Here is a 13,541-nt window from a genome sequence, read left to right as displayed (position 1 = left end):
CAGGACACTCGGCACACTCGGAGGAATTTTTGAAAACCACAGATCAACCCCCGGAAATTTTTCGCAGTAGCGCCAGGCCTTCGATCCTGGAGTATATCGGGCTTGAACGTATCAACGGTCCTCTGTTGGTGGTGCAGGGGGTTAAGGGGGCCAGCTTTGACGAACAGGTGGAAATACTCGTGGCCAAGGGGCCTCCTCGTCAGGGCAGGGTGCTCTCCATCAGTGAGGAGTGCGCCGTCATCGAGGTCTTTGAAGGGACCTCCGGCCTCAGTCAGGTCTCTACCAGGGTGCGGTTTCTTGGTCATCCCTTTGAGCTGGCGGTATCCCGGGAAGAGGTGATGGGAAGAGTCTTTGATGGCCTGGGGCAGCCCCTTGATGGCGGCCCGCTTCTGACTAAGGGAGCACGGTGTGACATCAACGGATTGCCCATCAATCCTGTAGCCCGTGTTTATCCAGAGGAGTTTATTCAGACAGGGGTTTCTGCCATAGACGGTATGAACACCCTGGTGCGGGGCCAGAAGCTGCCTATCTTTTCCGGCAGCGGCCTGGCCCACAATGAGCTTGCCGCCCAGATTGTCCGCCAGGCAAGGCTCCTTTCAGATGATCAGGGTTTTGCCGTCATCTTTGCGGCCATGGGGGTCCGCCATGACGAGGCCGAAGGTTTTCGCCGGAGTTTTGAGGAGAGTGGGGTCCTGCAAAATGTTGCCATGTTTCTTAACCTTGCCGATGATCCGGCAGTGGAGCGGTTGATCACTCCGCGGGTAGCATTGACTGTGGCCGAGCACCTTGCCTTTGAGGAGGGCATGCATGTTCTGGTGCTGCTTACCGATATGACCAACTACTGTGAAGCCCTGCGGGAGGTGGCGACCTCCAAGGGAGAGGTGCCGAGCAGGAAGGGGTATCCCGGCTACCTCTACAGTGACCTGGCCTCCATCTATGAACGGGCCGGTCGCCTCCAGAATCGGCCGGGGTCGGTGACCCAGATCCCGATCCTCACCATGCCCGATGATGACATCACCCATCCCATCCCGGATCTGACCGGCTATATCACCGAAGGCCAGATCGTGCTTGATCGTTCCCTGGCAGCCAAGTCGGTTTACCCGCCTGTCAATGTTCTTCCCTCGCTCTCACGCCTGATGAGTGATGGTATCGGTCCGGGAAGAACCCGGGAAGATCATCAGGACATTGCCAATCAGCTCTATGCCGCCTATGCCAGGGCCCGGGAGGCCCAACGCCTGGCAGCCATTGTGGGTGAAGAAGATATCTCCCCCATTGACAAGCTCTACCTCCGTCTTGCCAGGGAGTTTGAAGCACGCTTTCTCGGACAAAGGCCTGACGAGAACCGCACCATCCGGGAGACGCTGGATCTGGCCTGGGAACTGGTCATGCTCTTGCCTGAGCAGGAACTCTCCCGGCTCAAACCCGCCGATATCGACAGCCATGGCAGGGGACAGACCAGGGCCGGAGCCCAGGTGCCTTGGGGGGAGGAGGACGAATAAGCCATGAGGGAAGATAAGGATATGCCGGCAACCAGGAGTACCCTCATTCGCCTGAAGGATGAGCTGGCGTTCAGCAAAGACGGTCTCGAGCTGCTGGAGATGAAGAAAGAAATTCTGGTGCGTCAGATCTCTTCCCTTGCTGTCAGGGCAGACAGGGTGCGGGCAGAGATGGACCAGCGTCTGGCAGAGGCCTATGATCAGTTGCACCAGGCCCTGATCCGCCATGGTGAGGCCGCAGTTGAGTCCGCCGGCCTGGGACTTCGGGCAGAGGAACAACTGCAGGTTCGGGAAAGAAGCCTGATGGGAGTGGTCCTGCCCCTGGTAGGTCTCGAGTTACCGCTTTTTCAACCTGGCTACGGTCTCTGTGGTAGCGGTAAGGCCATGGACGGGACGGCCGCAGCAATCCACAGGGCAATGGAAGTGGCAGGTGAGCTTGCCGAAGTGGAAGTCAGTGTTGAGCGCCTGCTGGTAGAGCTGAAAAAGACCATCAAACGCATCAACGTACTGGCCCGGATTCATGTTCCCCGCTACCAGCAGACTATCAAGGCTATCGAGGGAGATCTTGAGGAGAAAGAGCGGGAGGCCCTGTTTCGGCTCAGACGAATCAGGAGCCAGTCCGAATAAAAGAGGTGAGGAGGAAGGGATGGCAGAGCAAATCGACCAGCTGTTCACGAAAATTCTTGTCCCGGTGGACGGCTCAAAATTCAGTCTGCAGGCGGTTAAACTGGCGACACGTCTGGCTCGACATTGTGACTCCAGCCTGCTCCTGCTCCATGCCTTTGATGCCGCAGTGGTGGCTCAGCTGGAGGGGATCAGTGACAAGAGCCATGATGAAATCCGCGCAGATATGGAAAAAAACGTAAAGGGCTTTCTGCGGGATATGTCGCTGGAGGTGAGTCAGTGGGATATTCCCTTTGAGGTGATCCTCAGGGAGGGCACGCCCCATGAGGTGATCCTGGAAGAGGCGGAAAAGTGGGGGGCGGAGATCATTGTCATGGGAAAACTCGGCAAGCGGGGGGTAAGCAGGATTCTCCTGGGAAGCGTTGCCGAGCGTGTGATAGAATTCACCAGGCTGCCGGTGATGCTGGCCACGGCCTAGGGCAACCCGAGCAGGAACCATTCAAAAATATTTTTACCCACAGGAGGCAACATGTTCAAGGTTACGGAAAACGGCACCAATCGGCTGGATATCGAACTCAGCGGCAAGCTGGATTCTGAGGGGATGAGAAACGCCCTAGACGAACTGGTGGAAAAATCCGAGCATATCCAGCAGGGCAGGATGCTCTATGAGGTAGTCGAGTTTCAGCTGCCCTCTTTGGAGGCCATCGCCATAGAGCTTTCCCGCTTACCCGCCATGTTCAGATTGATGAAAAAATTTGAGCGGGCAGCCGTGTTGTCCGACAAGAACTGGATCAAGACCGTCAGTGAGATTGAAGGGGCCCTGATTCCAGGTCTGGAAATCAAGGCCTTTGATCGGAACCAGCGGGAAGAGGCTGAGGCCTGGTTGATAGGCTGAAGCGGATCATCCAGCGGGGCAGGGCCCGGTAGCCAAGAGGTCGGGTCTGGCCCCTGATCCGTGGATGGACCGGGGTGCGGAGGCAGCCTGGTGCAGGCGAGATCCGGACGACCTGGGCCTTGGTCACCTCATCTGAGGAAAATCTCCAGTCCAAGGAGGAACGCTGTTCCAACTTGAGAACAGCAGGGAACGGGCGGACTTCTTCCCCGATACTCAGGCTCAGCTCTCCGTCATCTCTCGAAAGCTCTCCGTTACATAGCAGGCAAGGGAGGCCGCTGCCTGGGAGAGGGGGTGGCGTGCCTGTACCAGGGTTACCGTTGATCGCGGCAGTTCCGGGAACCCATCAGCCGGGCCAAGAACGAAGAGATCATCGCTCAGACAGCTCTCACCCACCACCGTCACCGCAAGACCGCCCTTGGCGGCTGCCAGGAGTCCTGAGACACTTGGGCTGGTGCAGGCAATCCGGTAACTCCGTCCTGCTCCTTCCAGTGATTTTACGGCCCAGTCTCGCCAGATGCAGGCCTCATAGTAGACCGCGATGGGCACCGGATCCTGTTCATGGACACAGTGCTTTTTGGAGGCAGCCCAGACAACCTGTTCATGGCCAATGGTCTCACCTCTCCCCGGAACTTCCCCATTGGTCTGGATCAGGAGGTCCAGTTCGCTATCATCCAATGCCTGTAAGAGGGCTTGGGAGGGAGAGCAGGCGAGTTCCACTTCAACGTGTGGATATGTTTGGGCAAAGCGTGAAAGTATCTGCGGAAGTTGTCGCTCGGCATAGGTTTCGGGTGCCCCCAGCCTGACCCTTCCCGATAATTCTGGCTGCACCATGGCTGCCACCGCCTCTTCCTGGAGTTTGAGTAGCCGCCGTGCGTACCAGAGCAGGGTGTGGCCTTGGCGGGTCAGTTTCATGGTGTGGCCGCTGCGCTTGAAGAGTTTGCAGTCCACCGTTTCCTCCAGGCGCTTCATCTGCATGCTCACTGCCGATTGGCTGCGATGGATGATCTCCGCGGCCCTGGAGTAGCTTTTTGCGTCGGCTGCGGCGACAAAGGTTCGGAGGAGATCGCTGGGTAGATCCATAAAGACTCCCGCACTATCAGGTTTGTGAATATAATCTATTTGAACTATTCGTTTCTCTTATCTTTCATCGTCGCTTACCTTGCAGATAAAGTCAACCATGGAGGCAGCTGATGAAGAAAAAGATTTGTGATTCTAGAGAGAAGAAGGGTTTTGATTTCGGGCGATTGTTGCTGCTGTTGCAGGGGGATTGCGGTGCAGGGATGGTCCTTGACAAAAGGAGGGCGCCCCAGGAGATCAGGCGCTTTGGCAAACATCTGCTGGCCGACTTGGGCTTTGACGAGGAGGGGAGACCCCTGTGAGCTTAGACCAGGGGCTCCTCTCGTTCCTCTGGCCTGGTTTTTACCGTCCTGCCGGCGCAGGCGGCCATCCAGGATAGAGAGAAGGGGACATTGTGACGGTGTCGTCATGCCCGTGGAGGCGGGTATCCAGGTTCTTGTTTAAGGGTATCTTGAAAAATTAGATTTTTCGATCAAGGTCAAGGCGCGCGATAAATTTTACCGCAGGCATATATCTTATATTCCGAGGATAAAATTTTGAGCGCAACGCCGAGATTGGAAGAAGAAGCAATTTTTCAAGGTGGCCTCAAACTATAACCTCACTGGCTGCTGTTTTGTTAAGGGGCCGGGAGAGCGGTGATGCCGGGCGGGACGCTGTGATCACTCGATCAGCTTGCGATTCTTTTCCAGCCCATCCAGCACCTCCATCAGCCGCCACTTGGCCTTGTGCTCCAGCCGCAGGCCCATGAGGAGCGCCTGCCACTCGGCGAGGCGATCGGTCTGCTCGTATAGCTTGTGCATCTGGCGGAGATAGCTGGCGGCCTTCTGGTAGGCCTTTGGTTTGACCTCCCCGATCAGGCGGTCGGAGATCGCTTTCCAGATCTGCAGGGCCAGATCGGGGTGGCTGTCGGAGACGGCCTTGGCCAGCTCCTCGTCTATCCCGGTTCTCCAGCCCAGGCGTCTGGACGTGGCCAAGTCCTGGTAGAGGGAGACGGCATGGTCGTGGCGCCCCTCCAGGAGGGCGATCTCAATCAACAGTTCCTGTTTGGGAAAGCTCTGCAGCCGCTTTTTTCCGTCGGATTCGGGCCTGCCTGCCTCCACCTTCGGCAGGGGCCAACCCCTCTTTCCCCTGGTACCGGGCAGGGGACGTTGTCCTGTCTGCAGGTAGGCCAGCGTCCCTTGACGAATCGCATCCCAGAGAAGGGCCTTCTCCGCTGCCTGGCGCAGATCGACGAAGGATTTTTTTGAAGGTCGATCAAAGAAATCCTCGGCCCGGTAGGCTGCTGCCAGATCAAATTTCCCCTCCTCTTCTGCCAGCTGCCGCAAACGCGCCTGCAAGTCGGCGGCAATCCCGGGTGCCTCATCACAGCTCCTGTTGAAGCCCTGAATGCACCACTGACGGGCCCGGTCACGTTCGCCGATCTCAAGCAAGGTCTTCACCAGGGGTGCGTAACTCCGGCAGCGATCAGCTTCCTTCTCCAGCAGGGGGATCACCTTCTGCGGTTCCCCGCTTCGCTGGTAGGCCTCTTGCAGCCAGGTGATGAGCTGCTTGCGGCGATCGGTTTCGGCAAACCGTCCCGACTTGGGAATTCTCATCTGCCGCAGTCGTCCTTCTAGGGTCCTGGCCACCGCCTGCCAGTGGGCCTTGCTGTAGCAGGGATCGTTGAGGAGAGCATCTGGCTCGCCCAGCAGGCCGTATTCATCTTCCAACTGATGGTCGATCAGCCAGAGCAGCTGCTCGGGCATCGAGAGTCGGGTCCTGGGGAGTGCCTGCAGGACCAGCTCCAGACAGGCGGCAATCTCCATGGCGGTCTCTCCTTCGTCATGGGCCTCCTCGATTTGCTCGATGCCTTCCTTCCAGAGCTCTTCGCCGAGTTCAAAAACCGGATCAGCATGGCCCCTGTCCAGGAGGGCACGCAGTTGCTGCTCCACGTGCGAGTAGTCGGGCAGGTTCCCTTCCTCTTTCCAGGGATTATACCAGGCTTCCTCAGAGGTCAGTCGACGGATCTCCCTGCGCAGGGAGCGGACGATCTTGTCGGTCTGTCCCCTGTCGAGCTGGTCATTTTCGCGGATCCGGCGGGCCACATCCGGAAAATCGAGTGCCAGCTCAAGCAGCAGCGCCTGCAGCTCGTTGCGGGATTTTCCCTGCAGAGCCGCCTCAAGCTGGGGAGAGCTTCCCACAGGCTGGTTTGGGGGCAGGTCGACACCAGCCAGGTCGTCATCAAGGCCGCCTTCTTCCCACTCCTCATCCTCTTCGTCTGCGTCAGCCAATACCTCCAGGTAGAGATCACCCTCCGGGTCGAGCAGGGGGATCTCTTCGTGTCGGCTTAGCCGTTCTGCGGCCGCCAGCACCACGGCAACCGCATGTTTGCAGGGGCCCCCGTAATCATAGGGACAGGTGCAGTCGTAGTCGAACTCCCCTTTCCCCTCATGCCGGATCGAGGTGGCATAGTCGTCACTGCCGGATACCCAGGCGAACAGGGTGCCGTCCTCGGTGCGAGCCAACTGGGAGACCCGGGCCAGGTAGCCCTTGCCCCGTTCATAGATCGTGCTTCCGGCCCAGTCGCGCAGGTCATCGTGGCTGAGGCTCTTGAACATGGTTCTGAGCGATTGCATAAAGGGTACCTTGAAAAAAAAGAGTTTCCGATCAAGGTCAAGGCCTGTGGAACACTTGACCGCGGGCATCTGGTTGATATTGGGAGGGTAACGTTATTACCATGGTCCGGAAAATGGAAGAAAAGGCGATCTTTCAAGGTAGCCGGTGGTCTTACGCCTTTTTTTTGCCGGATACGGGCTTATCCACCGTAGGCTTTTCCGTCTGCACCGATGCGAATGGCCTTGTGGAATTTGCGGTGGTTTTTGCCTCCGGCAGGAGCAAGCATTTGCCAGACAATGGTCCCATCTGGTCCAATTTCGATAATCTTGTTCCCTGCTGTGCCAAGCGTATTACCATTGGGAAGGCGGTTGGCTTCACGATTGGTTCGCAATTCTCGTCCACCACCGGGATGGGTCCAGCTCCAAACAATTTCCCGGGTCTCAAGGTTGAATTCAACAAAGCGGTTGGGTCTGCGTAGAGCTAACAGCATGTTGCCATTGTCCAGAATCTCCGGTTCATGGTTTCGTTCCCCTCTAATTTTGCCATGGGTTTGAACCCCGGTGCGCTTGTCCTTACCTCTAAAGGTCCACTCACGGACAACTCGGCCGTCAAGGCCGACTTCAGCGACGGTGTTGAAATTACGCATACTGACCAGGGTATTACCGTTTTTCAGGCGGGAAACACCATTCACATGCATCCAGCCTTCAGAGTCAATGTCAGCGAATGGTTCTCGATCATAGTCATGGAGCCCCTGCCATGACCAGACAACCTTACCGCTGGGGTCTATCTCTCGCACCACATCTTCCCCTTTTTTGCGCCAGCCAAGGTTGTAGAGGGTGTTCCCGTTAGCTAGCCGGTCAGCATCATGTGAGGCTCCGGGATCCCTGTGGGCCCAGACCACCTTGCCGTTAGGGTTAACTTCATAAATGCCAGAGTGACGGATAGTTATTAATATGTTGCCATTTTCCAGCTTAGCAGCGTCCAGGATTGCCCCACGGATGTGACCGGCTGGTCTGAATTTCCACAGTATGTTGCCGTTGAAATCAACCTCGACCACCTTTGCCTGTCTGGGATCAGACATGTCCGCCAGCAGGGTCGTGCCGTCGAAAACCTTGGATCTTTCCAGGTGGGTTACCCTGTAGTCCCCTGCTAATGCAGGCCAGGTGTGCAGGATGATAAGGGCGATAGTTGTGAGGCGAATCATTCTTTTTTCTCATCAAAGTTGACGGAAAAGGAGCAGCCAGGGCCAGGGGGTACACTTTTCAACCCTGTCTTAATCAATTCAGATCAGTTGAGCTTATAGCGCAGGTTACGCTCACTGATTCCCAGGGCTTCGGCGGTTTTGCGACGATGGCCGTCATACGCCTTCAAGGTCTCCTGTATAAATTTTTCTTCGAGTTCCCGTAGGGTCAATCCGACAAAAGGCTGCAGGGAAAGGCTCTGTGATCCGGCTGATGGGGAGAGCGGCATGTTTTTCAGATGCTCGGGCAGGTCCTCTACTCCCACCTCCCTGCCAGCAGTCATCACCATCGCATATTCAATAATATTAACCAACTCCCGAATATTTCCCGGGTAATTGTATGCCTGCAAGCGCTGAATCGCCTCCCTGGTAAAGCCGCGGACTTCAAGATTGTGTTCCGAGTTGTATTGCTTAAGATAGTGAGCAACCAACAGCGGGATGTCCTCTTTTCTCTTTTTAAGGGAAGGCAGGTGAATTTCAATGACATTAATTCTGAAAAAAAGATCTTCCCGAAAGTTTTTTTCTTCAATGGCCTTTTTTAAATCCACATTTGTCGCCGTGATAACACGGACATCCAGGCGAACTGTTTTGTTTGATCCTAACCTGGGGATCAGTCTTGACTGAAGAACGCGCAGCAGTTTTACCTGGAGAGGAGGAGGCATGTCTCCTATTTCATCCAGGAAAACAGTGCCCCCCTGGGCCATCTCCAGTTTCCCTGCTTTTGAAGAGGTCGCGCCGGTAAACGCCCCCTTCTCGTAGCCAAAGAGTTCACTCTCCAAAAGATGCTCAGGGATTGCAGCACAGTTGATGACTTTAAAAGGACCTTTTCGCCGCTTGCCGCAAAAATGAATAGCCCTTGCGACCAATTCCTTGCCAGTGCCGCTTTTACCGGTAATCAATACGGTCGAATCCACCTCGCAGACCTTCTTGATCATGGTATATACCGGCTCCATGGCCTTACTGGTTCCTATCAGTTCCTGAAAACGGTACTTGTTTTCCAATTCATTGGATAGATATTCAACCTGTGAGTTCAGTTGGTTGAACTGAGAGGCTTTTTCGATGTTGACCTTGAGCTCGTCAATATCAACCGGCTTGGTGATGTAGCTGAACGCTCCAATCTGGAGGGCCTTGACTGAAGACTCTATCGAACCGTAGGCTGTTATCATGATCACTTCAATGGATGGCTGGATTTCCTTGATCTTTACCAGGATGTCCAATCCACTTTCATTGCCTATCCTCAGGTCGAGCAGGCAAATATGAAACTGCTCTTTCTCAAGCGCAGCCAATCCCTCGGCAGGAGAGGTGAATCCTGTGGTCTCGTAGGTATCCTCAAGGGCAAACTCGAGCGACATGATAATCGCAGGCTCATCATCTATTAAGAGTATTTTAATCATATTGAATAGTTCGGCTCTTGGGGCGTGTCTGTGGATAAAAGGAGCATTTTCTGGAAAGGGAAAAAAGTGTGCATCCATTCCGAGCGGCGACTAACTTCGCGCTCTCCCGGCAAAGTTCCCTGAAAAGGAGGAATGAGTACACCTGAAGACTTTGCTCAATCATCTGCTAAAATTCAAGGGAATTGTTTTCCAGAGCCCCTGCTTAAGCCGGAAAGAAGAGCTGTTGCAGATAGCGGTAAGAGCCCCGGAGGAACTTAAACTCATCTGCGCTCGCTCCGGCCTGCCTGGAACTGCTCTCTGCTCATTTGCAGCAACGGTGCGCTCTGCTTCCTCGGATCTGGAAGATGATGGTCGTGTTGCTGTCCACAATGTCCCGAGTCCTTTGCAAATACTGTGCAACAGTGGTCATCGACCAGCTCCCTTGGGCCACCACTCAAGGTGGCCTCTAGAGGGGGTAACAGCAGCTCTGTGTTTCGGAGTGATACATGGTGAAAAGCAGCGCTGTGTCACTCAGTTGGCCGTCTGGATGTTCCGGATCTCATCCATGGCTGGGTAAGCCGCCACAGGCGCCCCATCTTCACGCGGTCGGAGTTGGGGTTTTCCTGCGAATCACCGCATAGAGGGGGGCTATGGCGGTCATTCGCATCTGCGCAAATCTGGAGCACCTGTGACGTCACCTTTTCGAGTTGTTACCTTTCGAGTTATTACCTATGGGGAGAAAGCCTGTGATGGCTTAGATTGATTTGTCAGGAGAGGCAACAGTTCTTTCCGCCCTGTTGAAAAGAATGGTTGCAGTCGTTTCAATATCTTTCTCGCTCGCTATAAGCAACTCGCCCCCGCTTTCCTTGACGAGTTGTTGGGCAAGCGGCAGGCCAAGACCGGTTCCCTTTGGTTTTGTTGTGTAGAAAGGTTCCAAGGCATTGGAAAGTTCCTCTGGGGTCATGCCCGGGCCATTATCCTTTACCTGAAGAATCACACTCTGGTCAGTGGCGTAGGAGCTGACCTCTAAGACCTTGGGTGTTGTCGATTCGGTTTCGCTCAAGGAGTCAACGGCATTAATTATCAGGTTGATGATGACCTGTTCGATCTGGTCATGGTCAACGATAATGATATGGTCCTCAACCAGGTCGCGCTTGAGCGATATCCCTTTGCTTTTGATATCGTGCAAGAGAAGGGTCACCACTTCATCGATGAGTTTTTTGCTTGAGATCAGTTCCTTTTTTGCCTTTCGTTGCCTGGCATATCCTATCAGGCTCTCGATGAGTCTGCTGATGCGCGTAATTTCCCGGGGGACGCTGGTTGAAATTTCCCGTTGGAATTTTTGGTTGTGAATCTTACTGGGGATCAACTCCACAAAGGTTTTAATGGAGCTGAGCGGGTTTCGAATTTCATGGGCGATTCCTGCAACCATCCGACTCAGGGCCCGGTGTTTTTCCTGATCAAATAATTTTTTTCGTACCTCAACTTCCCTGCTTATATCCTCTATGGTGAGAATTATGCCGATAATTTCCTGGTTATACTGGTACAGGGGATAGACGCAGTAGCGGACATGGCGCATCATGGTACTGTTTTTTTTCACAAGCTGGAATTCACCGGTAAAATGAGGTGTGCTCCCTATTAAGACAGGATCGAACTTGTCTTTAAGCAGGCTGTCAAGAAAGGCAATATCCTGATACGATTTTCCTTTTAATTTTTCGCTGTAGCCAAATATTTCAGCAATGCTTCTGTTGTGTTTGGCAACTGCACCGTCTCTGTTTATTATAATTATTCCCCGAAGGCTGCTTTCTATTATCTGGTTGAGGAATTCATTGTTGTTTTTTGCGATTTCTACCTGCTGGACAAGAGAGCTGTTGAGTTCTATCAGGTCAGCGGTCTTTGAGTCTACCTGGCGCTTCAGTTCACGGTTCCATTTAACCCCAATGTAGAGTAGGAGCAAGAAGACAGCCGCAATCGCCACCCCTACTTTCCAGAGGGCGCTCAAGATATTGCTGACCCGACTTTCTTCCTTGCCAAACCATTTTCTATACAAGTTGTTGTACACTCCGGTGCTTTTCAGACGACTTAACCCTGAGTTAAGTTGATAGAGGAGTGTGACGTTATCTTTGGCTACACCAAAGCAGAAGACAGAAGACATGAAATGCGGATTGGAAAACTGGTATTGGCTATCAAGATGAAGCTTTTTTAAATAATAACGAGCAGTATCAACATTGCCGACAAAGATATCCGCCCTTTGGGCAAAGAAAAATTCCAAAGCCGTATGCTGACTGTTGCTTACCTGGTATTTGATATCCTGCACCCGCCGTAAAAAATCATATTCAACCGTATCTTTTTGCAGTGAAACAAGACGGCCGGAGAAATTTGCAATTGAGACCGGCGGATTTTTTTGCGTTTTTGGGGTGAGAATGCCAACAGAGGATGTATAAAATGGTTCTGAAAATCGGACGTTTTTCGTAAGCTTCCTTGAAAACGGGATGCTGGCGAAAAGGTCAATCTCTCCTGTGTTAATGGCTGTTATTGCCTCGCTTTTTACAAGGGGAACGAAAACCAGCTGAACCGGTTCTCCGGCAAATATCGCCCGTAACAGATCTGCGCTGAAACCGGCGACGGTATTGTTATCATCGTAGTTAAGCGGGGCCAGGTCAGGCTCGTACCCCACCTGTATAACACCCTTATCCCGGTAGGCTTTGACAGAGGCCGGACAGAGCAAAGACGTTAAGAGGAGCAAGACAATGATGTAAAAGCGATTTGCAGATTTCATGTCAGTGGGTAAGGCAAAGATACGTGAAGCTAAAGAAAAAGAGTTGTCATTGATAGGAAGGTCCCTGTTGCCCAAAAAAGCATTCCTTTGTCGAAACGCAGGCTCTTGGTAGTTACCTGTGAGGTCCAGCCATGCTGCTTACTGTAATGCCCCAACCTCCCTAAAATATTTTTCTGCACCTGGGTGAAAAGGTATCGGCATGCCCTGCGCCACACTGTCCAGGGTTATTTTTCTTGCAGCCTTGTGGGTAGAATAAAAAATATCGAGATGTTCAAAGATGCTCTTGGTTATCCTGTAGACGATTTCATCGGACATTGAGTCTTTTGCGACCAGTATATTGGACGTAACAGCGGTCGGTACATCCTGCATCTGGCTGTAGGTGCCTCCTGGTATTTTTCCCGGAGTGAAAGCAGGGTATTTTTTCGTAAGAGAGGCGAGGGCTTTCTCGTTTATGGGAAGAAGTACTACTTTCCGCTGCAAGGATAAATCCGTAATGGCCCGGTTCGGCAGGCCGCTGGTTACAAAAGCAGCATCAAGGGTCCCCTGTTCAAGTTGATCAATGGCCTCCCCAAGGCTAAGATAAACCTGCTGAAATGTATCATAACTCAGGCCACTTGCCTCCAGAATGAGTTGGGCATTCAGTTCCACTCCGGAATGATGCGCACCAACACCAACCCTTTTTCCGGCCAGATCTTCAAGGCTCTTGATACCGCTCCCTGCCGTAGTAACAACCTGAACATAGTTAGGGTAGAGCGAGGCAAGGCCACGGAGACTCTTCATTGGTTTTTTCCGACTAAAAGCGCCGTTGCCATTGAATGCCTGACTCGCAGTATCAGCCGTGACAATTGCCAGTTCAGCCCTGTTGCTATTCAAGAGCTGGATATTTTCAACAGAACCTTCGGTGGACTGCACCGATGTGGATATTTTGAAATTATCTGAGAGTAGGGAGGCAATGGCACTCCCTATGGGATAATACACTCCGGATAATCCACCGGTTGCAACGGTGAGCAAACGCATTTCTTCAGCGTTGACACCTTTTGCCATACCAGAGAGTAAGCCCATACAACAAAGCGTGAGAACAATAAAAGTCTTCATGTTGTTTTCTTGTAGTCCTGAATTCGTATAATAAGCGCATAACCTCTGTAGGTAGCTGAAGAGAAACGCATCTTTGAGAAAAGCAAGACTTAGGTGTATTTTGGAAAAAAGCTACCAAACTATTTCCAGAGGGTACAAATGAGCTACCAACACCTAAGCCTTGCAGAAAGGCACTATATCGAAATGAGCCGAAAAAAGGGAGTATCTCGTAACCAGATCGCAAAAGATCTCGGACGTTCTCAAAGTACGATTTCCCGTGAAATACTCCGTAATACAGGGCTAAGGGGCTATCGGCATAAACAAGCTAATCGTTTCACAGTGGATCGTCATGCCACAAAGCCAAAATCCGTTAAGCTTACAGATGAGG

General features: G+C 53.0%; 13 protein-coding genes. 7 read left to right on the top strand and 6 right to left on the bottom strand.

Annotated features, from left to right (window positions below):
* Positions 1-29 precede the first annotated feature (29 nt).
* From G494_RS0105670 to G494_RS0105655, 4 genes are read left to right on the top strand one after another with little or no spacing between them, the layout of a single operon-like run.
* Positions 30-1,499, top strand: coding sequence for a V-type ATP synthase subunit B (locus G494_RS0105670; protein ID WP_232362493.1), 1,470 nt, complete (start codon positions 30-32; stop codon positions 1,497-1,499).
* A gap of 3 nt (positions 1,500-1,502) precedes the next feature.
* On the top strand, positions 1,503-2,123 hold the full coding sequence (locus G494_RS0105665) for a V-type ATP synthase subunit D (protein WP_028583750.1): 621 nt from the start codon (positions 1,503-1,505) through the stop codon (positions 2,121-2,123).
* A 19-nt stretch (positions 2,124-2,142) separates the two neighbouring features.
* Entirely contained in the window at positions 2,143-2,598 is a 456-nt protein-coding gene (locus tag G494_RS0105660) for a universal stress protein (protein ID WP_028583749.1), read from the top strand.
* A 51-nt stretch (positions 2,599-2,649) separates the two neighbouring features.
* Positions 2,650-3,015, top strand: coding sequence for a SpoIIAA family protein (locus G494_RS0105655; protein ID WP_028583748.1), 366 nt, complete (start codon positions 2,650-2,652; stop codon positions 3,013-3,015).
* Positions 3,016-3,234: 219 nt separating this feature from the next.
* Here the strand turns inward: G494_RS0105655 and G494_RS0105650 are convergent, their stop codons facing one another.
* Positions 3,235-4,095 carry a LysR substrate-binding domain-containing protein gene (locus tag G494_RS0105650; RefSeq protein WP_028583747.1) on the bottom strand — a complete coding sequence of 287 codons (861 nt, stop codon included), beginning with the start codon at positions 4,093-4,095 and terminating at the stop codon, positions 3,235-3,237.
* A 110-nt stretch (positions 4,096-4,205) separates the two neighbouring features.
* Between G494_RS0105650 and G494_RS0105645 the strand changes: the two genes are divergently transcribed.
* Positions 4,206-4,394: a hypothetical protein gene (locus G494_RS0105645; RefSeq protein ID WP_028583746.1), complete on the top strand. Its 189-nt coding sequence runs from the start codon at positions 4,206-4,208 to the stop codon at positions 4,392-4,394.
* 357 nt (positions 4,395-4,751) lie between these two features.
* Here G494_RS0105645 and G494_RS0105640 read toward each other — a convergent pair whose 3' ends face one another.
* The 3 genes from G494_RS0105640 to G494_RS0105630 form a co-directional block, all read right to left on the bottom strand.
* Positions 4,752-6,707: an SWIM zinc finger family protein gene (locus G494_RS0105640; RefSeq protein WP_161629942.1), complete on the bottom strand. Its 1,956-nt coding sequence runs from the start codon at positions 6,705-6,707 to the stop codon at positions 4,752-4,754.
* 179 nt (positions 6,708-6,886) lie between these two features.
* Complete coding sequence (locus G494_RS0105635) at positions 6,887-7,891, bottom strand: aryl-sulfate sulfotransferase (RefSeq protein WP_028583744.1); 1,005 nt, start codon at positions 7,889-7,891, stop codon at positions 6,887-6,889.
* 83 nt (positions 7,892-7,974) lie between these two features.
* On the bottom strand, positions 7,975-9,321 hold the full coding sequence (locus tag G494_RS0105630) for a sigma-54-dependent transcriptional regulator (RefSeq protein ID WP_028583743.1): 1,347 nt from the start codon (positions 9,319-9,321) through the stop codon (positions 7,975-7,977).
* 132 nt (positions 9,322-9,453) lie between these two features.
* Here G494_RS0105630 and G494_RS27885 point away from each other — a divergent pair, with 132 nt between their 5' ends.
* Positions 9,454-9,579, top strand: a complete 126-nt coding sequence (locus G494_RS27885; protein ID WP_269746548.1) for a hypothetical protein — start codon at positions 9,454-9,456, stop codon at positions 9,577-9,579.
* Between the two features lie 475 nt (positions 9,580-10,054).
* On the opposite strand, the gene G494_RS0105625 is transcribed toward G494_RS27885, so the two are convergent.
* Both G494_RS0105625 and G494_RS22115 read right to left on the bottom strand, forming a co-directional pair.
* Positions 10,055-12,154: a transporter substrate-binding domain-containing protein gene (locus tag G494_RS0105625; RefSeq protein ID WP_028583742.1), complete on the bottom strand. Its 2,100-nt coding sequence runs from the start codon at positions 12,152-12,154 to the stop codon at positions 10,055-10,057.
* Between the two features lie 63 nt (positions 12,155-12,217).
* Positions 12,218-13,174 carry a TAXI family TRAP transporter solute-binding subunit gene (locus G494_RS22115; RefSeq protein ID WP_051305428.1) on the bottom strand — a complete coding sequence of 319 codons (957 nt, stop codon included), beginning with the start codon at positions 13,172-13,174 and terminating at the stop codon, positions 12,218-12,220.
* A gap of 138 nt (positions 13,175-13,312) precedes the next feature.
* On the opposite strand from G494_RS22115, the gene G494_RS26040 reads away from it, so the two are divergent.
* The coding region (locus tag G494_RS26040; RefSeq protein WP_153305772.1) for a helix-turn-helix domain-containing protein at positions 13,313-13,541 on the top strand (229 nt) is incomplete at its 3' end.

The organism is Desulfogranum mediterraneum DSM 13871, assembly GCF_000429965.1.
Lineage (GTDB): Bacteria > Desulfobacterota > Desulfobulbia > Desulfobulbales > Desulfobulbaceae > Desulfogranum > Desulfogranum mediterraneum.
This window is presented reverse-complemented; position numbering and strand designations above follow the sequence as displayed.

Bases quoted from the DNA above. Each gene is read 5' to 3' on its own strand.
- G494_RS0105665 (WP_028583750.1), top strand. From the start codon at position 1,503: ATGAGGGAAGATAAGGATATGCCGGCAACCAGGAGTACCCTCATTCGC.
- G494_RS0105660 (WP_028583749.1), top strand. From the start codon at position 2,143: ATGGCAGAGCAAATCGACCAGCTGTTCACGAAAATTCTTGTCCCGGTG.
- G494_RS0105655 (WP_028583748.1), top strand. From the start codon at position 2,650: ATGTTCAAGGTTACGGAAAACGGCACCAATCGGCTGGATATCGAACTC.
- G494_RS0105650 (WP_028583747.1), bottom strand. From the start codon at position 4,095: ATGGATCTACCCAGCGATCTCCTCCGAACCTTTGTCGCCGCAGCCGAC.
- G494_RS0105645 (WP_028583746.1), top strand. From the start codon at position 4,206: ATGAAGAAAAAGATTTGTGATTCTAGAGAGAAGAAGGGTTTTGATTTC.
- G494_RS0105640 (WP_161629942.1), bottom strand. From the start codon at position 6,707: ATGCAATCGCTCAGAACCATGTTCAAGAGCCTCAGCCACGATGACCTG.
- G494_RS0105635 (WP_028583744.1), bottom strand. From the start codon at position 7,891: ATGATTCGCCTCACAACTATCGCCCTTATCATCCTGCACACCTGGCCT.
- G494_RS0105630 (WP_028583743.1), bottom strand. From the start codon at position 9,321: ATGATTAAAATACTCTTAATAGATGATGAGCCTGCGATTATCATGTCG.
- G494_RS27885 (WP_269746548.1), top strand. From the start codon at position 9,454: ATGAGTACACCTGAAGACTTTGCTCAATCATCTGCTAAAATTCAAGGG.
- G494_RS22115 (WP_051305428.1), bottom strand. From the start codon at position 13,174: ATGAAGACTTTTATTGTTCTCACGCTTTGTTGTATGGGCTTACTCTCT.